Here is a 25818-nt window from a genome sequence, read left to right on the forward strand (position 1 = left end):
TACCAATGCAATTTTGAATTCAGCCCGTGAGCAGCTACCGGGACCAGCGTGATGCTGTAAAGGTGTGCCGGCTTCATCAAGTCGTTATGTCAATGAAGTGATTGTAAGTTTTTTGCTTGCAATAACTAGGGTGGTACCGCGAATATGTCCTCGTCCCTTTTTAGGGGCGAGTTTTTTTTATGCCTAAAATGCAGGCATTTATTTTCTAAGGAGGTTTTAACATGGAAGAGCAATTAAAACAATTAGAGCAAGAAGCTCTTGCTAAAATTGAAGCAGCAGCAAATTTAAAAGAATTGAATGAAGTGCGTGTTGCATATCTAGGGAAAAAAGGACCTATCACAGATTTACTAAAAGGGATGGGGAAATTATCAGCTGAAGAACGTCCGAAAATGGGGGCTTTAGTGAATAATGTTCGTGAAAATGTAACAGCAGTACTAGAAACAAAGGTGGTTGTTCTAGAGGAAGCAGCGATTGCTGAAAAATTAGCAAGTGAGTCGATTGATGTCACTTTACCAGGTCGTGAAGTGAAAGTAGGAAATCGCCATCCGTTAACACGCGTCATTGAAGAAATTGAAGATTTATTTATCGGAATGGGTTATGAAATTGCTGAAGGTCCTGAAGTAGAAAAGGACTACTATAACTTTGAAGCACTAAATTTACCAAAAGGACACCCAGCACGTGATATGCAAGATTCGTTCTATATTTCCGAGGAAATATTGCTACGTACGCATACTTCGCCAGTACAGGCTCGTACAATGGAAGCAAAAAAGGGTGAATCTATTCGCATCATTTGTCCAGGTAAAGTATTCCGTCGCGATAATGATGATGCAACACATTCCCATCAATTTATGCAAATTGAAGGTTTAGTCATTGGCGAGAATATTCGTATGAGTGATCTAAAAGGAACATTAGATACTTTAGCGAAAAAAATGTTTGGTGCAGACCGCGAAATTCGACTTCGTCCGAGCTTCTTCCCATTCACAGAGCCATCAGTAGAAATGGATATTTCTTGTTTCAAATGTGGTGGCGCTGGTTGTAATGTATGTAAGAGCACAGGTTGGATTGAGATTCTAGGCGCAGGTATGGTGCATCCAAATGTATTAGAAATGGCTGGCTATGATCCGAAGAAAGTTTCTGGCTTCGCTTTCGGTATTGGTGCAGAACGTATTGCGATGTTGAAATATGGTGTTGACGATATTCGTCATTTCTATACAAGTGACACTCGTTTCTTATCACAATTCGAGCGAACAGAAGCGTAAGGGGGATAAAACATGTTAGTATCATTAGAATGGTTAAAAGATTATGTCAATACACAGGACTTAGCGCCTGAGCTATTAGCTGAAAAAATTACACGCTCTGGTATCGAAGTAGATGCAGTTATTGATCGTGCAAACGCTATGGATAAAGTAGTGGTTGGCTATGTAGTGTCTAAAGAGAAACATCCTGAAGCTGATAAATTAAATATTTGTCAAGTTGATGTTGGAGAAGCAGAGCCACAACAAATTATTTGTGGTGCACCAAATGTAGATGCTGGTCAAAAAGTCATTGTTGCTCGTCCCGGTGCACATTTACCAGGTGGCATTAAAATAAAAAAAGCAAAACTTCGTGGTCATGAATCAAACGGTATGATTTGCTCATTGCAAGAACTTGGAATCGAAGGCAAGCTTGTTCCTAAAGCATATTCAGAAGGAATCTACGTATTACCGTCAGATGCAGAAGTTGGCTCTGATGCACTGGCTATTTTAGGCTTACGTGATACAGTGCTAGAGCTAGGCTTAACACCAAACCGCTCAGATGCTCTTTCTATGCTTGGTGTAGCCTATGAAGTAGGTGCCATCCTTACTGAGGAAATTAAGTATCCAGAGATTGCATATAAAACGGCTAATGAAAAAGCACAGGATTTATTAAAGCTACGTGTAGAAGATTTACAAGCAAATCCGATGTATGTCGCAAAAGTGGTGAAAAACGTAAAAATTGGTGAGTCACCAATGTGGTTACAAAATCGTTTAATGGCAGCGGGTGTACGCCCTCACAATAATGTCGTGGATGTAACCAACTATGTGTTAATGGAATATGGTCAACCATTGCATGCTTTCGACTATGATAGCCTAGCAACAGGTGAAATCGTCGTTCGTAAAGCAAAAGAAGGTGAGAAAATCACAACACTGGATGACCAAGAACGAACTTTAAAAGCTTCTGATTTAGTCATTACGAATGGAAAAGAACCAGTGGCGATTGCTGGCGTAATGGGTGGTGCCAATTCAGAGGTAACAGACGCAACAACGACTGTTGTCATTGAATCAGCTTATTTTGATGGTTTAACAGTACGCCAAGCATCTCGTCACCTTGGTCTACGTTCAGATGCATCGGCTCGTTTTGAAAAAGGGGTAGACCCAAATCGTGTCTTACCAGCCGCTGAACGTGCTGCCGCATTGCTTGCTGAATTAGCTGGCGGTGAAGTATTAGAGGGTACATGTCTAGTAGATGAGTTAGATAAAACAGCAGCGCGAGTAGTCGTTTCTCCAGATTTTATTAATGAGCGTTTAGGGATGAAGATTGCATTGGAAGATATGCTTTCGATTTTAGAGCGTCTAAAATTTGGTGTAGAGGCAGCAAATGGTTTACTAATGATTGATGCGCCAACACGCCGCCAAGATATTAAAATCGAAGAGGATATTGTAGAGGAAATTGCTCGTCTTTACGGTTATGATGAAATCCCTATGACATTGCCAGAGGGGGCAACACAAGTAGGCAATCTAACACCATACCAAGCTAATCGCCGTGTTGTTCGTCATTATTTGGAAGGGGCTGGCCTCTACCAAGCTGTAACATATTCATTAACATCTGATGCATTGTCACAACGTTTTGCCTTAAAAGCAGAGCCAGTAACTAAATTGTTAATGCCAATGAGTGAGGAGCGCTCTACATTACGTCAAAGCCTTATTCCACACTTAATCGAAGCGGCTGCGTATAATGTGGCTCGCCAGGCTGAGGGTGTTGCTTTATATGAAATTGGTTCTGTGTTCCTTGGTCAATCAGATGAAGGGCAACCTTACGAAGAAGAGCATGTAGCAGCGGTACTAACAGGTAAATGGCTAGATCATGCTTGGCAAGGTGAGAAAAAAACAGTAGATTTCTTTGTGCTAAAAGGTATTATCGAAGGTGTAATCGGTAAACTTGGCTTAGAAAATCGCATGACATTTGTGAAAGCACAAGTGGATGGATTACATCCAGGACGTACGGCTAGCATCTTATTAGATGGCGAGCAAGTCGGTATTATTGGTGGACTCCATCCTGCAGAGCAAAAAGAATGGGGAGTCAAAGACACATATGTTATGGAAATGAATTTAGTTGCCCTATTAAATGCAAATGCACAAGAAGCCCCACTTGCATATACATCAGTGCCTCGTTTCCCAGTCATGTCTCGTGATATCGCGCTCATTATGGACCGTGCAACAACAGCAGGTGAAGTTGTCGAAGCTATCAGCGCAGCTGGCGTGAAATTATTAAAAGACGTTCGCATATTCGACGTTTATGAAGGGGAAAAAATGGAGCTAGGTAAAAAATCCGTTGCATTTTCTCTCACATACTTCGATCCAGAACGTACTTTAACGGACGAAGAAGTAGTAGCCGCACACAATAAAGTGTTAAAAGCTATTGCTACGATTGCAGGTACAGAAGTACGCTAATCTATTTGAAAAAAGACTGTCTTTTTGAGGCAGTCTTTTTTTACTTGGGGAATTTAGCTAAGGGGGAGGATCAGCGCAAGCAGAAAGGCACTCTCAAAGAGGCTCAAAGCGTTCACTCCGAGAAGGTAGTTGCTCAAAGTAGTCCAAGTCGCTCTCAATCGAATTAAAAGCGTTCTCGTACAATTGGAATCTAGCAAGATTACTATTTTTCAAAAGAACCTAGATATGGGAACTACCCATAAGATTCCCCCTGCTACTTAAAAGAACATGGAATGCTTTTTAAATCTTCTTTCGTGCTTTTTCGGTGTTGGCAAAATGCCATTTTGTTATGGAGCGTAGAAATTCCTCGCCATGGCTACGCCAAATGCGAGCTGCTTGCATATCTACCTTGCTAGAAGCCCCCTTCATTAAGGTAAGCCCTGCGATTGCACTCAATCGATCCATTTCCTTTAAAAATGCAGCACGCGCTAAAATAGATGCTGTAGCGACAGCGACATGTAATTGCTCTGCTTTGGTAGAAAAATAGACATTTTCTTGTACAAGTTCATGTTCGTTTTTTAAATAATTGTAATAGACACCGCGTTCGGCAAACTGGTCGATTAAAATGAATTCGGGTTTTTCAGGTGCCATTTTCGTCAGCGTATTTTTTAGAGCCTTGTTGTGCATCATGGCTTTCATTTTTCCTTGGGAATAGCCTTTTGCCTGTAGGCTGTTATATTTCTCGTTGTGTAATACGAGGACACTATGGACACAAGCTGCTCGTAAATCCGGTGCAATTTTTCGCATGTAATCATCCGTTAGCATTTTCGAATCTTTTACGCCAAGCTCATTAATAAGTTCGATTTTGGAGGTAGGTATATATACCGCAGCCACTGTGATAGGGCCGAAATAATCACCTGTGCCAGTTTCATCTGAGCCTAAGACAGACATTGCTGCGAAATTTTCAGGTAGTACATCACCCTTTGCCCCGATAGATGAGGATGTCTGGCTAGTTGTTTTTTCAATAGTTCCCCAACGTGCCGCCTCGCGTTCAGCACCACCTCCTTGAAACATTAATTTTCCTGATTTATACATAGTAATGGCGGTATCTGGTAGCTTTGCAGCAAATATGACACCAGGAGCCTTACGCTCGATAAAATAGGTTGCGTAGTAAGCCATCACCTCTTTTTGAATATTTGTTGAAATGGAAAGCACAATATTTGACATTTAATCGTTCCTTTCTGTCCTCATTGTTCACAATTTTATACCTTTCATGGTATGATAATAAATAGCTTTTTTGTGTGATGGTGCTCACAAGCTGAAAAGATCGTGTGTGCATCGAATTTATAGGAGGGTGCGACTATGGAAAAACAAGAAAAAAATAAAATTTCTGTGGAAATATATGGTCATACATATAAAATGGTCGGCTCAGAATCCATTGGCCATATGCGACTTGTTGCTTCGATTGTTGATGACCGGATGCGCGAGATGAGCGTACATAATCCCTCACTTGATAGCACAAAACTTGCTGTTCTGACGGCAGTAAATACAGTACATGATTATTTACTATTAAAAGAACGAATGGAGCAACTAGAAGAAGAATTGAAAAAACTAAAGGGTTGAAGAGAATGTTAGATTTAATCATATTAGTGGTACTGCTAGCTGGAATTGGTGTCGGTGCAAAACGAGGTTTCATTGTACAAATGATGCACATTGTCAGCTTTGTCGTAGCCCTAATTGTTGCGTATATTTATTATAAGCCATTAGCACAAAAATTTGTATTTTGGGTGCCTTATCCAGGTGTCACTGATACAGGTAGCCTTGGTGTCGTCATTGATAGTCTCGATTTAGATCGCACCTTCTATCGTGTGATTGCCTTTGCGGTAATTTTCTTTGCTGTTAAAATAACATTGCAAATCGTGGCATCGATATTTGATTTTATTGCGTATTTACCTGTGCTCAATACAGTGAATCGTTGGCTTGGCGCATTACTTGGCATGATTGAAAACTATTTAATTATGTTTATCTTGCTATACGTGTGCGCTTTATTGCCGATTGATGTCATTCAAAATTTAATGTCGAAGTCATTGTTAAGTGGGCTTATGTTGGAGCATACACCGATTATTACGAAGATGTTCCAAAACTGGTGGTATATTTATATGCAATAGTAAACTGTGCACTTCTCTCTGTTTTGAGAGAAGTGTTTTTACGATAGGGGGAATTACCAATGAATAAAAAAACAATTATTCGCACACTCGAAAAAATTGCTTTATATATGGAACTACAAGGAGAAAACCCATTCAAGGTATCTGCTTTTCGGAAAGCAGCTGCAGCACTGGAGGGGGACGAGCGTTCATTAAGTGAAATGGACGATGTAACAAAACTTAAAGGGATTGGTAAAGGAACGGCTGCTGTCATTGAGGATTTGATGGTAACAGGTGAATCGAGTTTGTTAAAAGAACTAGAAGACATTGTCCCTAAAGGATTATTGCCATTGTTAAAATTGCCAGGCTTGGGAGGTAAAAAGATTGCGAAGCTTCACCAAGAGCTAGGCATTGACTCAGCAGAAAGCTTAAAGGCAGCTTGTGAAGCAGGGAAAGTTCGTGAATTAGCAGGCTTTGCTGTAAAAACAGAGGAAAAAATTTTAAAGGAACTCGCTAATTTGGCGAATCGCTCAGAACGTTTACCAATTTGGCAGCTTGAGCCTGTGGTTTTACAAATAGAGGCGCTTCTAGGTAGTATGAAGGAAGTGGAACGTTTTTCAGTTGCTGGAAGCTTCCGTCGGGCGCTAGAAACAAGTAAAGATATTGATTTTATTGTGGTGACACAAGCAGTTGAGGCTGTACGTGAAAAGTTATTAAATGGATTAGCCATCCAAGAAGTAGTGGCAGCGGGAGATACTAAAATTTCAGTGATTTTAGACTTAGAGGAGCCAGTTGGTGTTGATTTCCGTTTAGTGAAGGACAATGAATATGCAACTGCCTTGCATCATTTTACAGGGTCAAAAGACCACAATGTGCGTATGCGCCAACTTGCCAAAGCGCGTGGTGAAAAAATTAGTGAATATGGCGTTGAACAGGAAGATGGTACCGTTATAACGTTTTCAGATGAAGCGGCATTTTTCGCTCATTTTGACCTACCTTGGATTCCACCAAGCTTACGTACAGGAACTGTGGAATTTGATAATACAAAGACGATTCAACAGTTAGTGCGATTAGAGGATATTCAGGCAGATTTACATATGCATACGACCTGGTCTGATGGTGCATACTCTGTTGCAGAAATGGGCGAGGCATTACGAGCGCGTGGCTATCAATATAGCGTTATTACAGATCATTCACAATTTCTAAAAGTAGCAAATGGTTTAACACCGGAGCGTTTAGAAAAACAGCGTGTGGAAATTGAGGCATTTAATGCAACACATCCAGATTTCCATTTGTTTAAAGGGACAGAGATGGATATTTTGCCAGACGGCTCCCTTGATTTCGACGATCAAGTGTTAAAAGAGTTAGACTTTGTTATCGCTTCTATTCATTCGAGCTTTACACAATCACAAGATAAAATTATGGCACGTTTACTAACGGCCATGCAAAATCCTTATGTTCATATGATTGCCCATCCAACTGGTCGAATTATTGAGGATCGTGATGGCTATAATCCTGATATGAAACAGCTGATTGCGTGGGCGAAGGAATATGGTAAAATTTTAGAGTTAAATGCAAATCCGTATCGTTTAGATTTATGTGTGGAACATTTAGAAATGGCTTTAGCTGCAGGTGTACCTGTAGCCATTAATACAGATGCTCATGATATAGCGCATTTACGTTTTATGGATATCGGTGTTCGCTATGCCAATAGAGCATGGCTACCGAAAGATATGATAGTGAATACATGGACGCTTGAACAGTTTGAGGCGTTCATACGACGAAATAAATAGGTTGAGGAGGTGTTCTCAGTGATAGCAGAACGCGCATTGAAAACACTAGAATACGATAAAGTTCGGCAACAAGTGGCCTCATATTGTACTTGCTCTATTGGGAAATCTGCCATTGAGGAGCTTGTACCACAAACAGATTTTGATAAAGTAGTACAATTATTAGAGGAGATGGATGAGGGATTATCCATTTTACGTGTTAAAGGCAATGTTCCAATGGGAGGAATATTTGATGTACGACCATCTGCAAGACGTGCCCAAATAGGAGGCATGCTAGCAGCAATAGAATTAATGGAAATATCGAGCACAATTCGAGCGAGTAGAATTTTACGTAATTTCATTGAGGATTTAGAGGCTGATGAAGTGATTGAAATTCCACATTTCATCGCGAAAAAGGAAGCGATACCTGTTTTAACAGGTTTGCAACATGAAATCAACAACTGTATTGATGACAATGGAGCTGTTTTAGACTCGGCTAGTCAAACATTGCGTTCTATACGCCAATCTTTACGAGCTGAAGAAGGGAAAGTCCGTTCTAAGCTGGAAAGTTTAATTCGTGGAAGTAATGCAGCGAAAATGCTTTCTGATACACTTGTGACAATTCGTAATGATCGCTTTGTTATTCCTGTTAAACAAGAATATCGTCACCATTATGGCGGGATTGTCCATGACCAATCCTCTTCTGGTCAAACCTTATTTATCGAGCCAGACTCTGTTGTACAAGCGAATAATGAAATTCATCGCTTAAAAATGAAGGAGCAGGCGGAAATTGAGCGTATTTTACTGGCATTAAGTGCAATGGTGCAAGAAGTAGCATCAGATTTATTTAATTTAGTGAAAGTTTTAGGGGATATTGATGTTATTTTAGCTAAAGGCAAATATGGACAAGCCAATAAATGTACAATGCCTAAAATGAATAAGGATGGCTATATTCGACTAGTTCGTGCACGTCATCCACTTCTACCAATAGAGATAGCTATTCCGAATGATATTGAATTGGGCAAAGAAATTACAGCTATTGTCATTACGGGTCCTAATACAGGTGGTAAAACGGTAACATTGAAAACGGTAGGTCTGTGTACATTAATGGCGCAGGCAGGATTACCAGTGCCAGCATTAGATGGCTCAGAACTTGCTGTATTTGAGCAATTGTTTGCTGATATTGGTGATGAGCAATCAATTGAGCAGTCACTTTCTACGTTCTCGTCTCATATGGTCAATATTGTAGACATTCTACAAAAATTTGATCATGAATCACTTGTTCTTTTCGATGAATTAGGAGCAGGTACTGATCCTCAGGAAGGAGCAGCCTTAGCTATCTCCATTTTAGACGAAGTACATGGACGCGGTGCACGTGTAATGGCTACAACTCATTATCCTGAGCTAAAAGCGTATGGCTATAATCGACCAGGTGTTGCCAATGCTAGTGTAGAGTTTGATATTGAAACTTTGAGTCCAACCTACCGTCTACTTATTGGTGTACCTGGGCGCTCTAATGCATTCGAAATATCCAGTCGTCTTGGACTGCCTGAATCCATTATCGATCGTGCGAAAGGCTTTACAGGGACAGACCGACATGAGGTTGAATCGATGATTGCTTCATTGGAGGAAACACGTCGCCAATCAGAAGATGATGCAGAACGTTCCCATGCATTGCTAGTAGAATCGGAAACTTTACGTAAAGAGCTTCAAGATAAATTACAAGCCTATGAAGAGCGTAAAGAGGCACTTGATAAGAAAGCAAAGGAAAAAGCTCGTAAAATTGTTGATGAAGCGAAAAGAGAAGCGGAAGCGATTATTGCAGAGCTTCGAGAAATGCGCAAAAATGCTGATCAAGTTGTCAAGGAGCACGAATTGATTGAAGCACGTAAACGTCTGGAAGAAGCAACACCACTTGAAGACAATAAAGTACTGAAAAAAGCAGCGCAAGTAAAAGCACGTGCGCAAAACTTAGTTGTCGGGGACGAGGTAAAGGTGTTAAGCTATGGTCAACGAGGTACTTTGTTAGAAAAAGTGTCAAATACCGAATGGGTTGTCCAAATGGGGATTTTAAAAATGAAAATCGCTGATAGTGATTTAGAGTATATTAAGCCTGAAAAAGAGACGGTATTACGAACAGCTGGTGTGAAAAATCGCAATAGCCATGTAAAATTAGAATTAGATTTGCGTGGTGAACGCTATGAGGACGCTATTTTAAGAACAGAGAAATATATTGATGATGCGTTACTCGCTAATTATGGGCGTGTGTCTATTATTCATGGGGTTGGTACAGGGGCTTTACGTCAAGGTATTCAAAGCTATTTAAAGAAGCATAAGCGCGTGAAATCCTTCCGTTTTGGTGAAGCCGGCGAGGGGGGCTTAGGCGTCACAGTTGTTGAATTGAAATAAGCTATAAAGGGGACGGAGAAAAATGCTGAATTCTGGCTTTTGGCGATATCCAATTATCGAAACGGCAGGATATTTTAGTGTTGTTGTATTATGTTTAGTCGTCTCGATGGCATTGTTCGAAGTCGTTACGAAATATAAGAATTGGGAAGAAATTAAAAATGGTAATGTTGCTGTGGCCCTTGCAACAGGTGGAAAAATACTAGGGATTTGCAACATCTTTCGTTTTTCCATTGCACGCCATAGCACATTAAGTGAAATGATTGGCTGGGGTCTTTTTGGCTTTACACTATTGATTGTAGCGTATTTCTTATTTGAATTTATGACACCTCGTTTTAATGTAGATCAAGAGATTGCCAATGATAATCGCTCAGTTGGTTTCATTTCCTTTACCATTTCAGTCGGTCTATCGTTTGTAATTGGGGCAAGTATTGCATAGGAGTGTCATGACATGGAAAAATTAGCAAAAGTACTAATCATTGTCTGTATCGCATTTTTGGCAGTGGGCGTCTACTATATGATGACTGTTTAAGTAAAAAACGCATTCTCTTATGAGGGTGCGTTTTTTGTATTTACTTCAATTTCTGCTAACAGCTATTCATTTTCCTCCATAACCTGAATAAATAATTATTTTTATAGTATAGGAATATCCTCATAATTTTCTATTTGAAAGATTTGAGAATGAATGAGTATTCATAAGGTGTATGCAAATAAAACAGACTAAATATCTGTCATATTAATGTTGTGAATTGCATAATAATTAATCGAAAATGCATTTATTTTCTATTTTCTGTTTGAAACTGCATTTCTTTTTCATTATAATAAATATAAGAATTGACAAAGTTTGGGACAAAGGGGAGAGGACGTATGACAGCAAAACCATGGCTAGCAAATTATCCTGAAGAAGTACCACCGTCTTTAACGTTTGAGGAAATTCCTGTGCAAGAGTTTTTGACACGCGCCTATAAAAAGAATCCATCCAAAGTTGCGATTCATTTTATGGGGAAGGATTTGACGTACACCGAGCTATATGAATCAGCTTTAAGGTTCGCAAACTATTTACAAGCATTAGGTGTGGAAAAGGGAGATCGAGTAGCTATTATGCTACCTAACTCGCCACAAAGTGTAATCGCTTACTACGGCGCTATGTATGCAGGTGCTGTTGTCGTACAAACAAATCCACTTTATACTGAACGTGAGCTTCAATACCAAATGGCTGATTCAGGTGCAAAGGTTATTCTTGTCATGGATATTTTATATCCAAGAGTGATGAAAATTATGAAAGAGACAGCACTTGAAAATGTTATCGTGACAGCCATTAAAGATTATTTACCATTCCCAAAAAATTTAGTCTATCCATTTATTCAAAAAAAGCAGTATGGCTTTAGTGTCAAGGTTGAACATAGCGGGCAAAATCATTTATTTTCAGAAATCATGCGCTCCGCACCGATTAAGGTAATTGATCATATCTCATTTGATTTTGAAGAAGACCTAGCACTCCTACAATATACTGGTGGAACAACGGGGTTCCCAAAAGGGGTTATGTTAACCCATAAAAATTTAATTGCCAATACGACAATGTGTGATGCCTGGATGTATAAATGTGTGCATGGTGAAGAGACCATTATGGGCATTCTTCCATTCTTCCACGTCTATGGTATGACAACGGTTATGCTATTATCAGTATTCACTCAAAATAAGATGGTGCTCTTACCGAAATTTGATGCTGAAACGGCATTAAAAACGATTGATAAACAAAAACCAACACTTTTCCCCGGTGCACCAACCTTATACATTGGTCTTCTAAATCATCCAGACATTGCGAATTATAATTTATCATCTATTAAGGCGTGTTTAAGTGGTTCTGCTTCATTGCCAATTGAAGTTCAGGAGAAATTTGAAGCGGTTACTGGTGGGAAGCTCGTAGAGGGCTACGGATTAACAGAAACATCACCTGTAACACATGCTACGCCAATTTGGGGTAAGCGAGTGATTGGTTCAATCGGTTTACCTTGGCCTAATACAGAAGCTATTATTTTACGTACAGGGGATACGGAAGAGCTTCCAGTTGGCGAAGTGGGTGAAATCGCTGTCAAAGGTCCACAAGTGATGAAGGGCTACTGGAACCGACCTGAGGATACAGCAGCGACATTTGTCGATGGCTGGTTTTTAACAGGTGATCTTGGTTATATGGATGAGCAGGGTTTCTTCTATGTAGTGGATCGTAAAAAAGATTTGATCATAGCGGGTGGCTTTAATATTTATCCTCGTGAAGTGGAAGAAGTGTTATACGAACGCGAAGAAATTCAAGAGTGTGTTGTTGCAGGCATACCTGACCCGTATCGTGGAGAAACGGTAAAAGCTTATATTGTTTTAAAAGAAGGATATTCGATCTCAGAGGACGAATTAAATAAATATTGCCGTCAGCATCTAGCGGCATTTAAAGTTCCTCGTTATTATGAATTTAGAGAGGAACTACCAAAAACAGCCGTAGGAAAAATTTTACGCCGCTCTTTGGTAGACGAAGAAAAAACAAAATTGGCGAATAAAGAAGCGAAATAAATACGTGTGAAAGTATTGACAAGTAATGCTGTAAAATATAATATGAAAATATGAATGAATGACCATTCATATTTTCATATTTTTTTAGGTTCACACGTCATATTGATATTGTAGACGTGCGCATGTTTTTTAGGTGGTGATATAAAAGTGAAACGAGATAAGCCGAAATATAAGCAAATTATTGATGCAGCTGTCATCGTTATTGCGGAAAATGGGTATCACCAAGCGCAAGTATCGAAAATCGCCAAACAGGCAGGGGTGGCCGATGGAACAATCTATTTATATTTTAAAAATAAAGAAGATATATTAATTTCTGTCTTTAATGAAAAAATGGCTGTTTTTGTAGAGTCATTACAAGATATAATAGAAAATGGAAGTACGTCTCGTGACAAACTTTCACGAATGATTGCCAATCATTTTAATGTTCTTGCGACAGATCGATACCTAGCAACCGTCACACAATTAGAGCTTCGCCAGTCAAACAAAGACTTACGATTAAAAATTAATGGTGTACTACGTGAGTATTTACATTTACTCGATCAAATTTTAGTCGAAGGTATGCTTTCAGGGGAGTTTAATCAGACGATGGATGTACGCTTGGCACGACAAATGGTTTTTGGAACAATTGATGAAACGATTACGTCGTGGGTTATGAATGACTATCGATATGATTTGATGGAACAAGTTCCAAAGGTTCAGGCATTAATCCTGAACGGCATTAAAGCTTAAAAGGATGTGGAGAAATGGAATTTCTAAGTTGGAAAGTAGAAGATGGGGTAGCGATTATTACAATTGCACGCCCACCAGCAAATGCATTATCTCGCGGTATTATTGCAGAAGTTAACGCTGTCTTAGATGCTGTTGAACACGATGATGCAGTAAGAGTCCTTGTACTTCATGGTGAAGGCCGTTTCTTCTCTGCAGGGGCAGATATTAAAGAATTTACTGGGGTAGAATCTGGAGAAGAATTTACGAAGCTAGCTAGCAACGGGCAGCAAGTATTTGAGCGAGTTGAATCATTCTCGAAGCCTGTTATTGCAGCCATTCATGGTGCGGCATTAGGCGGTGGGCTTGAATTAGCCATGAGCTGTCATATGCGATTTGTCACTGAATCGGCAAAACTAGGTTTACCTGAACTACAATTAGGTCTTATACCTGGCTTTGGTGGTACACAGCGCTTACCACGTTATGTAGGTGTAGCAAAGGCTGCTGAAATGATGTTTACAAGTGAGCCAATTACTGGTGCAGAAGCCGTGCAGTGGGGCTTAGCGAATCGTACATTCTCAGACGAAGCACTGCTAGATGAAACGTTGAAAATTGCGAAAAATATTGCAAAGAAAAGCCCAATTGCTTTAAAAGCAGCTATTCAAACATTGCAATATGCAAAGCATGCATCATTTTATGAGGGCATTGAAGCAGAGGCAACATCCTTTGGGACAGTATTCGTATCAGAAGATGCCAAAGAAGGAATTCAAGCATTCATTGAAAAGCGTGAGCCTATGTTTACTGGCAAATAATTTCCCAAATGTCGATAACAGTTTTAAGATGTTATCGGCGTTATCGAAACTGAAAATATATAATATTTATAAGTTTACTTAGAATTATAAAACGTTCCAGGAGGTATGGATATATGAATATTTTTGCATTAATTAAACGTACGTTTGATACAGAAGAAAAAATCGTAGTGTCGGGTGGTAAAATCCAAGAGGACGGCGCAGAATTCATTATCAACCCTTATGATGAATATGCCATTGAAGAAGCAATCCAAGTTCGCGATGCTGCTGGTGGTAAAGTAACAGTAGTGACAATTGGTGGCGAGGATGCAGAGAAGCAATTACGTACAGCACTTGCCATGGGAGCAGACGAAGCAGTGCTAATTAATACGGAAGACGATTTAGATGAGTTAGACCAAAATGCAGCAGCTTATCTATTAGCGGAATACTTAAAAGATAAAGAGGCGGATTTAATTTTAACAGGAAATGTTGCGATCGATGGTGGTTCAGGTCAAGTAGGTCCACGTGTTGCAGACTTATTAGATATAAATTATGTAACAACGATTACAAAGCTTGAAATTGATGGAACATCTGCGAAAATTGTTCGCGATATCGAAGGAGATTCAGAGGTAATTGAAACTTCTTTACCATTACTAGTAACAGCTCAGCAAGGTTTAAATGAGCCACGTTACCCATCTCTACCAGGTATTATGAAAGCGAAAAAGAAACCGCTTGCAGAGCTTGAGTTAGATGATTTAGATATCGATGAAGATGATGTAGAAGTGAAGATTGAAACAGTAGACATCTTCTTGCCAGCTCAAAAAGCAGCAGGCCGCATTCTAGAGGGCGACCTTTCTGTACAAGTAAAAGAGCTAGTAAATCTACTTCACACAGAAGCAAAAGTTGTTTAATTATTTGATGTTAATCGAATCTTAAAGGGTAACGGAGGGAATATGCTATGTCAAAAAAAGTATTAGTATTAAGTGAAGTTCGTGAAGGAAGCTTACGTAATGTTTCTTTCGAAGCAATTGCAGCTGCAAAACAAATCGCTGATGGTGGCGAAGTTGTTGGGGTACTTTTAGGAGATGCTGTAGCAAGTTTAACAGGACCATTATTTGAATATGGTGCTGACCGCGTAGTAACAGTGGAACACCCACATTTAAAACAATATACATCTGATGGCTATAGTCAAGCACTATTAGCTGTTATCGAGCAAGAAAAACCTGCTGGCATTGTCTTTGGACATACAGCAAATGGAAAAGATTTATCGCCAAAAATCGCAAGTAAATTACAAGCAGGCCTAGTATCTGATGTTACTGCTATTGAGGGTGCAGGCGATGATGTTGTCTTCATCCGACCAATTTACTCTGGTAAAGCTTTTGAAAAAGTGAAAGTGAAAGAAGGCGTTGTTTTAGCTTCTATTCGTCCAAATAACATTACACCTTTAGAAAAAGCAGAGGGTAAAACTGGCAATGTGTCTGCAATCACTGTTGATATTACAAACCTTCGCACAATTATTAAAGAGGTTGTTCGCAAATCTTCAGAAGGTGTTGATTTATCAGAAGCGAAAGTAGTCGTTGCTGGTGGTCGTGGGGTGAAATCTGAAGAAGGTTTCGAACCATTAAAAGCGCTAGCAGATTTACTAGGCGGTGCAGTTGGAGCATCACGTGGTGCATGTGACGCTGAGTACTGTGACTATTCACTACAAATCGGTCAAACTGGTAAGGTAGTCACACCAGATCTTTATATTGCGGCTGGTATTTCGGGAGCGATTCAACATTTAGCAGGAATGTCAAATTCAAAAGTAATTGTTGCTATTAATAAAGATCCAGAAGCTAATATTTTCAAAGTAGCGGATTATGGTATCGTTGGAGATTTATTCGATGTGATCCCACTTCTAATAGAAGAATTTAAAGCGTTAAAAGTAAACGCGTAATGCACAAGCGGGAAGGGCTAATCCTTCCTGCTTTTTTTGTGATGAAGTACTATTTGAAAATTATCGCAAAATAAAATATTGACATAATTAACGTTAGCCAGTATAGTGATTGATACAATAATAATGATTAGAAACGCAAAGATTAGGAGTAGTAAAAGCTCATTATTCGGTGAAGAGAGCTGCGGGATGGTGCAACGCAGACCAATAAGACTTTGAACTTGCCTAGGAGTGGTAACATAAATAGAATTGTCGGATTATTCTATTTGTTTGACGATTAACCTTCGTTACAGGGTTTTTAAGTTGGGTTCTCAAGAACCAATTAGAGTGGTACCGCGGTTTGCTGATAGCATATCGTCTCTTCTTTCATTTGATGATGAAGGAGTAGATGATATGCTTTTTTGATTTTTAGGAGGTAAGAAAGTGGAAAAGAACAAGCAACAATTAACAAGAACTATGACCTCGCGTCATATCACCATGATGGCGTTAGGTGGAGCCATCGGAGCAGGTCTATTTAAAGGAAGTAGTGCAGCCATTGATATGGCAGGACCTTCAGTGCTGATTGCCTATTTAATAGGGGGCATTATTTTATTATTTGTCATGCAAGGTCTAGCAGAAATGGCTGTTCGAAATAAAGACGCAAGAACGTTCAGAGATTTAGTTCAATCAGTGTTGGGAAAATACCCTGCTTATTTCCTTGATTGGATCTATTGGAAAATGTGGGTTTTAAATATTGCAGCAGAATCTGTCGTCGCCGCTATTTTTATTCAATATTGGTTGCCAGAATATCCAATTTGGATACTTGCCTTGTCTGTTTCTGTGTTAGTGACAGCCATTAATTTATTATCGGTGAAAATATTTGCGGAAACGGAATACTGGCTAGCATTGATCAAAATTACCGTTATTATTGTCTTTATTATAGCAGGACTTATTTTATTACTTGCTACGTTTGGAAACCATACAGCCGTTGGTTTTTCTAACTTAACCGAGCACGGTGGTTTTTTCCCTAACGGATCTATGGGATTAATTGCTGCTATGTTAGTTGTTATTTATTCTTATGGTGGTACAGAAATCATTGGGATTACATTAGCAGAAACGAAAAATCCTGAAAAAGTAGTGCCAAAAGCGGTTCGTAGTACATTAGTACGTATTGTTACATTCTATTTACTGCCTTTCTTTATTATCGTAAGCTTGATTCCATGGAATGAAGTAAACGGAGTTCCTGAAAGTCCCTTTGTAATGGTGTTCAAAATGATTGGCATTCCAGGCGCAGATCACATTATGAATGCTGTTGTTATACTTGCCATTATTTCTTCCATGAATTCAGGGCTTTATGGCTCATCCCGTGTACTATATACACAAGCTGTAGACGGACGGGTTCCTAAAATATTTGCCCACTTATCTAAAAGAAAAGTGCCAGTATATGCTATTTTAATGTGTACATTAGCGATGTATTTAGGAGTTATTCTATCTTTATATGTTGGCAGCAAGACTTTTGATTTTCTAATGGGATCACTTGGCTATACCGTGTTATTTATTTGGTTAATTATTGCGATTGCCCATTTGAAATCCCGTAAAAAACAAGCAGAACATACAAGTGCCTATGAAGTAAAATGGTTCCCGTATACAACATGGATTGCCATTATTGCCTTAAGTGCGATTTTAATTGGGATTATTTTTACAACATCTATTATCGTGACAAGCATTACGTTAGGCATTTATCTTTTTATAACATTCACCTATGTATGGAAAGGTCGTTATCAAGCCAATTAATGGTCTTTATAGTTTTTTTCGACACAGTTTTTCATAAAAAATACATTGCAGGCAGATTGTTCGCTCAAGTGAATTTATCCATGCTATACTACAATCATAGTAAGTTTAAGGAGGATTTCAAATGGCAATTGTACATGCAACAGATGCTACGTTCCAGGACGATATTAAAGAAGGGTTAGTACTTGTAGACTTTTGGGCTGCTTGGTGCGGACCTTGTAAAATGATTGGGCCAGTTCTTGAAGAAATGGACGCTGCAGGAAGTGCAGCTAAAATTGTAAAAGTTGATGTAGACAATAACCAAGGTACTGCAGCTCAGTATCAAATTATGTCAATTCCGTCTTTACTATTATTTAAAGATGGAGAATTAGTTGACAAAACTGTAGGCTTCCAACCGAAAGAAGCTTTAGAAGCATTTATCGCAAAACATGCGTAATTAATGAAGTTCACAAAAGCCGGACCATCAATAGATGTGTTCGGCTTTTTTTCGTTATATAATAAAGGTAATATCTATCATATTCAATTGAGAGGGATTTTTACGTAGGGGGGGCAGGTAGGTAATGAACGATTTAATCAAGCGTAAACTAGATATTTTACCGGATCAGCCTGGCTGCTATTTGATGAAGGATCGTCAAGGGACAATCATTTATGTGGGCAAAGCGAAAATACTGAAAAACCGTGTACGTTCTTATTTTACGGGAACACATGAAGGCAAAACACAAAGGCTTGTCGGTGAAATAGAAGATTTTGAGTATATCGTGACATCATCTAATATTGAAGCACTTATTTTAGAGCTGAATCTCATTAAATTACATGATCCAAAATACAATGTCATGCTAACAGATGATAAGACATATCCATATTTAAAAATTACGAATGAAAAACATCCACGTCTTATTACGACACGTAAGGTAAAAAAGGATAAGGCTAAATATTTTGGTCCTTACCCCAATGCTTATGCGGCAAGTGAAACGAAAAAGCTGTTGGATCGATTGTATCCATTGCGCAAATGTGTCCAATTGCCTTCCAAAGTTTGCTTGTATTATCATATGGGGCAATGTTTAGCACCTTGTGTAAAAGAAATTAATGGTCAGGTTTATCAAGAGATGATTGAGGATATGACGAAGTTTCTAAATGGTGGTGTCGAGGCAGTCAAAAAAGAGCTTGAAGTTAAAATGCTTGCAGCTGCTGAAAACTTAGAATTTGAGCGAGCGAAGGAGTTTCGCGATCAGATTGCACATATTGATACGGTCATGCAGAAACAAAAAATAGTATCAAGTGATACAACGAACCGCGATGTATTTGGCTATGCCGTCGAAAAAGGCTGGATGTGTGTGCAAGTTTTCTTTGTTCGCCAAGGAAAGCTGATTGAGCGTGATGTCTCGGTTTTCCCAATTTATCAAGATGCTGAGGAAGAGTTTTTAACATTTGTTGGCCGCTTTTATGAAAAACCAGAGCATATTAAGCCGAAAGAAATTTTTATTCCACAAGCAATTGATGCAGCCATCTTAACGGAGTTATTAGAGCTTAAAGTTCTTACACCAAAAAGAGGTCAAAAGAGGGAATTGGTTGAATTAGCAACTAAAAATGCTGAGATTGCTGTGGCAGCTAAATTCCAGCTAATTGAACGGCAGGAAGAACGGACAATTGGTGCTTGTGAGGCACTTGGTGAAGCAATAGGTATTTCAACGCCATTACGAATTGAGGCATTTGACAATAGTCATATGCATGGCACGGATGCTGTATCGGCTATGGTTGTCTTCATTGATGGAAAGCCTGCGAAAAAGGAATATCGTAAATACAAAACGCGTACGGCTGCAAAGCATGATGATTACGGTGCGATGCAAGAGGTTATACGTCGGCGATATTCGCGTGTCTTAAAGGAAGGCTTGCCATTGCCAGATTTGGTCTTAATTGATGGTGGCAAGGGGCAAATGGAAGTCGCCCGTGAAGTACTAGAAGATGAGCTTGGACTTGTTATACCGATTGCAGGTTTAGCAAAAGATGATAAGCATAATACGTCGCAGCTATTGTTTGGTGATCCACCAGAAGTAATTGCCTTAAAGCGTACTAGTGATGGCTTTTATTTATTACAACGAATTCAGGATGAAGTTCACCGCTTTGCTATTACCTTCTTGCGCCAACAGCATGAGAAGCATGCCATTCAATCGGTGTTAGACCATATTGAAGGTGTGGGGCCAAAACGCAAGCAGCAGTTGCTCAAACATTTTGGTTCAGTTAAGAAAATTCGAGAGGCGAGCGAGCTAGCTTTGCAGGAGGCAGGAATACCTGCTAATTTAGCGAGCCAAATTTATAGCTATTTTCAGCAAGAGTCATTGTCAAAGGAATAGACATGTGCTAAGGTTGTAAATAACATTGTTCATCAATGTGATGAATAGCGAACTGGTGTGGCTAGCATGTTGACGCCAGCGTTAAACCAATTGAATACATTCACTTTATGGTGATGATAGAGGTGCAAGATTCAAGAGTAACACAATGGAGGATGAACAAGTCCAGAGATCGTGTGTGAAAGGGGAGCTTGCCGAAGTATAGCATTGTTGTTTCCTTTGTTGTACTGGTTTTACATTTAAGAAATGTAAGATTGTCGATTCTAAAAGTTTCGGAGAGCTATCACACATGCACAAGTTACGATCATTGTACATGTTATAGGCAGCTTTCACGTTATGTGGAGGCTGCCTTTTAGTTTTCTAGAAGCAGGTGAAATATATGACTGGAAAGGAGAACGCAAGAAATGGCTAAAATAGTGATGAAGTTTGGAGGGGCTGCACTAGCTTCTACTGAACAAATCCAAGAGGCAGCAAGGAAGGCGATTGCTGAAAAGGACAGAGGCTTCGATGTAGTCGTGGTCGTTGCAGCAATGGGACACACAACGAAAGATGTGCAAACGATGGTACATCAACTAACGGACGAAGTGCCCAAACGAGAATTAGCTGCAGTCGTGTCTACGGGCTCTCAATTATCCAGCGCTTTATTTGCCATCGCATTACAGGAAGCGGGCTATGAGGCAGTGTCCTTAACTGGATGGCAAGCAGGTATACATACAGATTGTAAGTATCGTCATGCACGTATCGACTATATCGATGACAGTCGTATTGAAGAACATCTTGTACAGGGACAAATTGTAGTGATTGCTGGAGAACAGGGTATTGATGAGGAACAAAATATTACTACACTTGGCAAAGGCGGAGCTGAAACAACAGCTATAGCACTCGCGGTAGCATTGGAAGCAGAGCGAACTGATATGTACACAAATGTTGACGGTGTTTATACAGCAGATCCACGCTATGTCAGCAAAGCTCAAAAGCTGCAGGAAATCTCCTATGATGAAATGCTGGAGTTATCTAATTTAGGATCACATGTTATTCATCCTCGTGCAGTGGAGTTAGCAAAAAAATTTCAAATGCCCGTTATTATACGCTCTAGCTTAGTAGAGTCAGTAGGTACTTTATTGAAGGAGGAAGTGGAAATGGAGAAAAATTTAGTCGTCCGTGGTGTAGCCTTTGAGTCAGATATTATCCGTTTGACAGTGGGGTATGATGCGTATGCCGATGGTGCATTGGCAGATATGTTTACAATCCTTGCAGAAAACCGCATTAATGTAGATATTATTGTACAGGCAATCATTGATGGCTTAAAACCAACTGTGTCTTTTTCCATTTTAAAAGAAGAATTTGCGGAAACATTGCGTGTTCTAGAAGATAGTAAATTGTCACTTGGCTTTAGTTTTGCTGACTTTGAAATAGGATTGGCGAAGGTTTCTATCATTGGTTCAGGTATGGCCTCTAATCCAGGTGTGGCTGCTCGCATGTTTGATCGATTACGTCGTGAAGATATTCCTATAAAAATGGTTAGTACGTCTGAAATAAAAGTGTCTGTTGTTGTACCACAGGATGATATGATTCGTGCAGCAAATGCCTTGCATGATGAATTCAATTTAGAGCAAGCACTTTATATATAATAATAGAAGAAACAGTATTTTCTGTAATAGTCCGAAATTAAAGGAAGAAAAAAGAAGGATTGTCATCCCATTGAATAGGGAGACAATCCTTTTCATCATTCAGTAGGGATGGTATTCATAATACGTTCCTTGACATCCCATTTGACTGTAAACATGACATAGTGCTGCTTTTCTCGCTTTTCATCATAGCATTCTGTAAGGTAGCCTTTAGCTAATTGAATTTGCTCTGCTATAAATCCTGCTTCCAGTCTAAAGCTTCGTTGTTTGATTTGCAATATTTCAGGGTCATTTGTCAATTGGAAAATGCGACCATCCTTTGATTCCTTCATGAGCTCTAGTGTACCCCAGCAGGCATCTGCGAAAAATGCGATAAGTTCGTCTTGACTTTTGCATGGGAACTTGCGAGCAAGCTCTTTACCTGCCCAATAAAGGACATCATTCTCATGTTTACCAAGGATAGAAGATAGAATATGATCGCGAATGAGCTCATAACCAAATGATGAAATTGTAGGAGATGGAGTGTTTAACATTGTTATCCTTCTTTCTTAGAATTTTCTTAAAATTCAACAGTAATAAAGTAATGATAGATTTTTCGAGAAAAAACAACGCATCATGTACTAGATTAGTTCTTTAATAAGCTCTATGAAAAACTCCGAGTTGCCTTGACGCTCGTAGCTCTTGAGAGTACAATAAACATGTCATAATATTGTACCATGATGAAATACACAGTCAATGAAGTATCATTTACAAAATGATGACTTCTTTTGTTGTGCTATTTTAAGTACTAAGGGGGGTAACAGTCTTGTCGAAAGATCGAGAGTTTTTATGGCGTCGCTTACATTCTCTACTTGGTATCATTCCAGTAGGTCTGTTTTTAACGATGCACCTGTTCATTAACTTTACAGCAACAGGCGGGGCAGAAAGTTACAACGATGCTACCGCAGTAATGGAAAAGATTCCATTCCTTATCCTAGTTGAATGGATTGTCATCTATATTCCATTAATGTTCCACGCATTCTATGGTGTCTACATTGCATTCACTGCTACACCAAACACAGGACGTTTCAGCACATATCGTAACTGGATGTTCTCTTTACAACGTTTCACTGGTGTATTCCTAGTGATTTTCATTGCATGGCATATTTTCCAAACTCGTATTCAAAAAGCACTTGGCACACACGTTGATTACGACATGATGGCGAATATCGTTGCTAATCCATTCATGCTTGGATTCTACATTGTTGGTATTATATCAGCAACTTTCCACTTATCTAACGGTTTATGGGCATTCCTAGTAAGCTGGGGTATTACACAATCTCCTCAGTCTCAAAAGATTGCTACTTACGTAACAAACATTATTTTCGTAATTCTAAGTGTAGTTGGTGTGGCTGCTATTTTAGCTTTCGTATAATTCAATAGAAGCTACGATAGAGTAACAGCAATCATTGCAATTTTTTAAGAGGAGTGAGAAATAATCATGGCGAAAAGCAAAATAATTGTTGTCGGCGGTGGTCTTGCCGGTCTGATGGCAACGATTAAAGCAGCTGAAGTTGGTACTGAAGTTGATTTATTCTCATTAGTTCCTGTAAAACGCTCACACTCTGTTTGTGCGCAAGGCGGAATTAATGGTGCGGTAAATACAAAAGGTGAAGGGGATTCTCCATGGATTCACTTTGATGATACAGTATATGGTGGGGACTTCTTAGCGAACCAACCACCAGTAAAAGGTATGTGTGACGCAGCACCTGGCATTATCCACTTAATGGACCGTATGGGTGTTATGTTCAACCGTACACCAGAAGGACTTTTAGATTTCCGTCGTTTTGGTGGTACTTTAATGCACCGTACAGCTTTCTCTGGTGCAACAACTGGTCAACAATTACTATATGCGCTAGATGAGCAAGTTCGTTCTCATGAAGTAGCTGGTTTAGTAAATAAATATGAACACTGGGAATTCCTTGGTGTTATCATCGATGATGACGGCGTTTGCCGTGGTATCGTAGCGCAAGATATGCGTACAGAAGAAATTAAATCATTCCGTGCAGACGCTGTTATTATGGCGACTGGTGGCCCTGGTATTATCTTCGGTAAAACAACAAACTCTGTTATTAACACAGGTTCTGCTGCTTCTATCGTTTATCAACAAGGTGCTTCATATGCGAATGGTGAATTCATTCAAATTCACCCAACAGCGATTCCTGGAGATGACAAAAACCGTCTAATGTCAGAATCAGCTCGTGGTGAAGGTGGTCGTATTTGGACTTATAAAGACGGTAAACCTTGGTACTTCTTAGAAGAAAAATACCCAGCTTATGGTAACTTAGTACCACGTGATATTGCAACACGTGAAATTTTTGATGTCTGTGTAAACCAAAAACTTGGTATTAATGGCGAGAACATGGTATACCTAGATCTTTCTCATAAAGATCCACATGAATTGGACGTTAAACTTGGTGGTATCATCGAAATCTACGAAAAATTCGTAGGGGATGATCCACGTAAATTACCAATGAAAATTTTCCCAGCAGTTCACTATTCAATGGGTGGATTATGGGTTGATTACAACCAAATGACTGAAATTCCTGGTCTATTTGCAGCAGGTGAATGTGATTACTCTCAACATGGTGCAAACCGTCTTGGTGCGAACTCATTATTATCTGCTATCTACGGTGGTATGGTTGCAGGACCAAACGCAGTAGATTATGTAAAACACCTTAAAAAGCATGCAGAAGATCTTCCACAAGAGATTTACGATGCTCGTGTCAAAGAGGAGCAAGCGAAATGGGATGCTATCATGAAAATGGAAGGCACAGAAAACGCTTACTTACTGCATAAAGAGCTTGGTGAAATGATGACTGCTACAATGACTGTAGTACGTTACAATGATCAGCTTGAAGATACATTGAAAAAACTTGATGAGCTTACTGAGCGTTGGAATAACATCAACATTAACGATACGCAAAAATGGAGTAATCAAGGCGCGCACTTTACGCGTCAACTTAAAAATATGTTAGTGCTTGCAAAAGTAATGACAAAAGGTGCACTATTACGTAATGAATCTCGTGGTGCACACTATAAACCTGATTTCCCTAACCGTGATGACGAGCAGTTCTTAAAAACAACAATGGCGAAGTTTGACCCAACTACTGGTAATCCAATCATCACGTACCAAGAAGTCGACGTTTCTTTAATCCCACCACGTAAACGTGACTACTCTGCGAAAGGAGACTAAAAGTTATGCAAATCGCAGCTAATACTGGAAGAATGGTCAAAGTGGAAATCTTACGTCAAGATACACAAGGCGGCAATAGCTACTGGCAAAAATTCCAAGTGCCTTACCGTCATGGTATGAACGTAATCTCAATTTTAATGGAAATTCAAAAAAATCCTGTTACTGAGGATGGTGTAAACACATCGCCAGTATCATGGGATATGAACTGTTTAGAAGAAGTTTGTGGTGCATGTTCAATGGTCATCAATGGCCGTCCACGTCAATCATGTTCAACACTTGTTGATCAATTGACTGAGCCAATTAAGCTTGAGCCAATGAAGACATTCCCTGTTATTCGTGACCTACAAGTTGACCGTGAACGTATGTTCAATGCACTTAAAAAAGTGAAAGCTTGGGTACCAATTGATGGTACTTATGATTTAGGTGAAGGTCCACGTATGCCAGAAGGTAAACGTCAATGGGCTTATGAATTATCTAAATGTATGACTTGTGGTGTATGTATGGAAGCATGTCCAAACGTGTCTGAAAAAGCTTCATTCATCGGACCAGCTCCATTATCACAAGTACGTCTTTTCAACACTCACCCAACTGGTGCAATGGTTAAAGATGAACGTTTAAATGCTATTATGGGTGATGGTGGCCTTGCGAACTGTGGTAACTCTCAAAACTGTGTAGCTGCATGTCCAAAAGGAATTCCTTTAACAACATCTATCGCTTCACTAAACCGTGCAACTACAGTGCAAATGTTCCGTAACTTCTTCGGTTCTGATCACTACGTAGATTAATATACGGACAAGCTAAATGCCCAAACTCTCTTACACTTTGTGTGAGGGAGTTTTTTTATTTGTGTGCTTTGAAAACC

At 39.4% G+C, this 25818-nt stretch carries 21 protein-coding genes, 1 riboswitch and 1 other annotated feature; of the genes, 19 read left to right on the forward strand and 2 right to left on the reverse strand.

All coding sequences use genetic code 11. The annotated features are described in order from the left end of the window. Positions 1-221: 221 nt before the first annotated feature. Together pheS and pheT are read left to right on the forward strand one after the other, a co-directional pair. Entirely contained in the window at positions 222-1259 is a 1038-nt protein-coding gene (pheS, locus tag MHI34_RS13875) for a phenylalanine--tRNA ligase subunit alpha (RefSeq protein WP_036128260.1), read from the forward strand. 12 nt (positions 1260-1271) lie between these two features. Then, positions 1272-3689 (forward strand): phenylalanine--tRNA ligase subunit beta, encoded by a 2418-nt coding sequence (pheT, locus tag MHI34_RS13880; RefSeq protein ID WP_342503547.1) that lies wholly within the window; start codon positions 1272-1274, stop codon positions 3687-3689. Positions 3690-3968: 279 nt separating this feature from the next. Here pheT and rnhC read toward each other — a convergent pair whose 3' ends face one another. Further along, positions 3969-4895: a ribonuclease HIII gene (gene rnhC, locus MHI34_RS13885; RefSeq protein WP_342503548.1), complete on the reverse strand. Its 927-nt coding sequence runs from the start codon at positions 4893-4895 to the stop codon at positions 3969-3971. 135 nt (positions 4896-5030) lie between these two features. Here rnhC and zapA point away from each other — a divergent pair, with 135 nt between their 5' ends. From zapA to MHI34_RS13955, 14 genes are all read left to right on the forward strand, one after another. Then, positions 5031-5291, forward strand: coding sequence for a cell division protein ZapA (gene zapA / locus MHI34_RS13890; RefSeq protein WP_036128254.1), 261 nt, complete (start codon positions 5031-5033; stop codon positions 5289-5291). A 5-nt stretch (positions 5292-5296) separates the two neighbouring features. Next, positions 5297-5836 carry a CvpA family protein gene (locus MHI34_RS13895; RefSeq protein ID WP_036128251.1) on the forward strand — a complete coding sequence of 180 codons (540 nt, stop codon included), beginning with the start codon at positions 5297-5299 and terminating at the stop codon, positions 5834-5836. A 59-nt stretch (positions 5837-5895) separates the two neighbouring features. Then, positions 5896-7605 carry a DNA polymerase/3'-5' exonuclease PolX gene (gene polX, locus MHI34_RS13900; RefSeq protein WP_058844334.1) on the forward strand — a complete coding sequence of 570 codons (1710 nt, stop codon included), beginning with the start codon at positions 5896-5898 and terminating at the stop codon, positions 7603-7605. 18 nt (positions 7606-7623) lie between these two features. Beyond that, positions 7624-9990 carry an endonuclease MutS2 gene (locus MHI34_RS13905; protein WP_101966538.1) on the forward strand — a complete coding sequence of 789 codons (2367 nt, stop codon included), beginning with the start codon at positions 7624-7626 and terminating at the stop codon, positions 9988-9990. Between the two features lie 22 nt (positions 9991-10012). Continuing rightward, entirely contained in the window at positions 10013-10426 is a 414-nt protein-coding gene (locus tag MHI34_RS13910) for a DUF350 domain-containing protein (RefSeq protein WP_036128246.1), read from the forward strand. A 428-nt stretch (positions 10427-10854) separates the two neighbouring features. Next, on the forward strand, positions 10855-12549 hold the full coding sequence (locus tag MHI34_RS13915; RefSeq protein WP_036128244.1) for an AMP-binding protein: 1695 nt from the start codon (positions 10855-10857) through the stop codon (positions 12547-12549). Positions 12550-12696: 147 nt separating this feature from the next. After that, a complete protein-coding gene (locus MHI34_RS13920; RefSeq protein WP_036128243.1) occupies positions 12697-13278 on the forward strand; it encodes a TetR/AcrR family transcriptional regulator in 582 nt (193 codons plus the stop codon). Between the two features lie 14 nt (positions 13279-13292). Beyond that, positions 13293-14066, forward strand: a complete 774-nt coding sequence (locus MHI34_RS13925; protein ID WP_271910646.1) for an enoyl-CoA hydratase — start codon at positions 13293-13295, stop codon at positions 14064-14066. 113 nt (positions 14067-14179) lie between these two features. Then, complete coding sequence (locus MHI34_RS13930) at positions 14180-14953, forward strand: electron transfer flavoprotein subunit beta/FixA family protein (protein WP_036128240.1); 774 nt, start codon at positions 14180-14182, stop codon at positions 14951-14953. Positions 14954-15000: 47 nt separating this feature from the next. Then, positions 15001-15978, forward strand: a complete 978-nt coding sequence (locus tag MHI34_RS13935; RefSeq protein WP_342503549.1) for an electron transfer flavoprotein subunit alpha/FixB family protein — start codon at positions 15001-15003, stop codon at positions 15976-15978. 129 nt (positions 15979-16107) lie between these two features. Further along, positions 16108-16340 (forward strand) — a binding site (T-box leader). 58 nt (positions 16341-16398) lie between these two features. Continuing rightward, positions 16399-17748 carry an amino acid permease gene (locus MHI34_RS13940; RefSeq protein WP_141904735.1) on the forward strand — a complete coding sequence of 450 codons (1350 nt, stop codon included), beginning with the start codon at positions 16399-16401 and terminating at the stop codon, positions 17746-17748. Between the two features lie 121 nt (positions 17749-17869). Then, positions 17870-18181 carry a thioredoxin gene (gene trxA, locus MHI34_RS13945; RefSeq protein ID WP_004226420.1) on the forward strand — a complete coding sequence of 104 codons (312 nt, stop codon included), beginning with the start codon at positions 17870-17872 and terminating at the stop codon, positions 18179-18181. Between the two features lie 124 nt (positions 18182-18305). After that, positions 18306-20096, forward strand: a complete 1791-nt coding sequence (gene uvrC / locus MHI34_RS13950; RefSeq protein WP_036128233.1) for an excinuclease ABC subunit UvrC — start codon at positions 18306-18308, stop codon at positions 20094-20096. Positions 20097-20205: 109 nt separating this feature from the next. Beyond that, positions 20206-20384: riboswitch (Lysine riboswitch) on the forward strand. Positions 20385-20497: 113 nt separating this feature from the next. Then, on the forward strand, positions 20498-21724 hold the full coding sequence (locus MHI34_RS13955; protein WP_058844338.1) for an aspartate kinase: 1227 nt from the start codon (positions 20498-20500) through the stop codon (positions 21722-21724). Positions 21725-21819: 95 nt separating this feature from the next. On the opposite strand, the gene MHI34_RS13960 is transcribed toward MHI34_RS13955, so the two are convergent. Then, positions 21820-22254, reverse strand: a complete 435-nt coding sequence (locus MHI34_RS13960) for a YslB family protein (protein ID WP_036128229.1) — start codon at positions 22252-22254, stop codon at positions 21820-21822. Positions 22255-22526: 272 nt separating this feature from the next. On the opposite strand from MHI34_RS13960, the gene MHI34_RS13965 reads away from it, so the two are divergent. The 3 genes from MHI34_RS13965 to sdhB all read left to right on the forward strand — a co-directional run bounded on the left by MHI34_RS13965 (position 22527) and on the right by sdhB (position 25741). Next, positions 22527-23135, forward strand: coding sequence for a succinate dehydrogenase cytochrome b558 subunit (locus MHI34_RS13965; protein ID WP_036128227.1), 609 nt, complete (start codon positions 22527-22529; stop codon positions 23133-23135). 66 nt (positions 23136-23201) lie between these two features. Beyond that, entirely contained in the window at positions 23202-24956 is a 1755-nt protein-coding gene (gene sdhA / locus MHI34_RS13970) for a succinate dehydrogenase flavoprotein subunit (RefSeq protein WP_036128225.1), read from the forward strand. Between the two features lie 5 nt (positions 24957-24961). Further along, positions 24962-25741, forward strand: coding sequence for a succinate dehydrogenase iron-sulfur subunit (gene sdhB / locus MHI34_RS13975; protein WP_058844339.1), 780 nt, complete (start codon positions 24962-24964; stop codon positions 25739-25741). Positions 25742-25818: the final 77 nt, after the last annotated feature.

Source organism: Lysinibacillus sp. FSL L8-0126 (assembly GCF_038630385.1).
GTDB lineage: Bacteria > Bacillota > Bacilli > Bacillales_A > Planococcaceae > Lysinibacillus > Lysinibacillus fusiformis_D.

Bases quoted from the DNA above. Each gene is read 5' to 3' on its own strand.
- pheS (WP_036128260.1), top strand. From the start codon at position 222: ATGGAAGAGCAATTAAAACAATTAGAGCAAGAAGCTCTTGCTAAAATT.
- pheT (WP_342503547.1), top strand. From the start codon at position 1,272: ATGTTAGTATCATTAGAATGGTTAAAAGATTATGTCAATACACAGGAC.
- rnhC (WP_342503548.1), bottom strand. From the start codon at position 4,895: ATGTCAAATATTGTGCTTTCCATTTCAACAAATATTCAAAAAGAGGTG.
- zapA (WP_036128254.1), top strand. From the start codon at position 5,031: ATGGAAAAACAAGAAAAAAATAAAATTTCTGTGGAAATATATGGTCAT.
- MHI34_RS13895 (WP_036128251.1), top strand. From the start codon at position 5,297: ATGTTAGATTTAATCATATTAGTGGTACTGCTAGCTGGAATTGGTGTC.
- polX (WP_058844334.1), top strand. From the start codon at position 5,896: ATGAATAAAAAAACAATTATTCGCACACTCGAAAAAATTGCTTTATAT.
- MHI34_RS13910 (WP_036128246.1), top strand. From the start codon at position 10,013: ATGCTGAATTCTGGCTTTTGGCGATATCCAATTATCGAAACGGCAGGA.
- MHI34_RS13915 (WP_036128244.1), top strand. From the start codon at position 10,855: ATGACAGCAAAACCATGGCTAGCAAATTATCCTGAAGAAGTACCACCG.
- MHI34_RS13925 (WP_271910646.1), top strand. From the start codon at position 13,293: ATGGAATTTCTAAGTTGGAAAGTAGAAGATGGGGTAGCGATTATTACA.
- MHI34_RS13930 (WP_036128240.1), top strand. From the start codon at position 14,180: ATGAATATTTTTGCATTAATTAAACGTACGTTTGATACAGAAGAAAAA.
- MHI34_RS13935 (WP_342503549.1), top strand. From the start codon at position 15,001: ATGTCAAAAAAAGTATTAGTATTAAGTGAAGTTCGTGAAGGAAGCTTA.
- trxA (WP_004226420.1), top strand. From the start codon at position 17,870: ATGGCAATTGTACATGCAACAGATGCTACGTTCCAGGACGATATTAAA.
- uvrC (WP_036128233.1), top strand. From the start codon at position 18,306: ATGAACGATTTAATCAAGCGTAAACTAGATATTTTACCGGATCAGCCT.
- MHI34_RS13955 (WP_058844338.1), top strand. From the start codon at position 20,498: ATGGCTAAAATAGTGATGAAGTTTGGAGGGGCTGCACTAGCTTCTACT.
- MHI34_RS13960 (WP_036128229.1), bottom strand. From the start codon at position 22,254: ATGTTAAACACTCCATCTCCTACAATTTCATCATTTGGTTATGAGCTC.
- sdhA (WP_036128225.1), top strand. From the start codon at position 23,202: ATGGCGAAAAGCAAAATAATTGTTGTCGGCGGTGGTCTTGCCGGTCTG.
- sdhB (WP_058844339.1), top strand. From the start codon at position 24,962: ATGCAAATCGCAGCTAATACTGGAAGAATGGTCAAAGTGGAAATCTTA.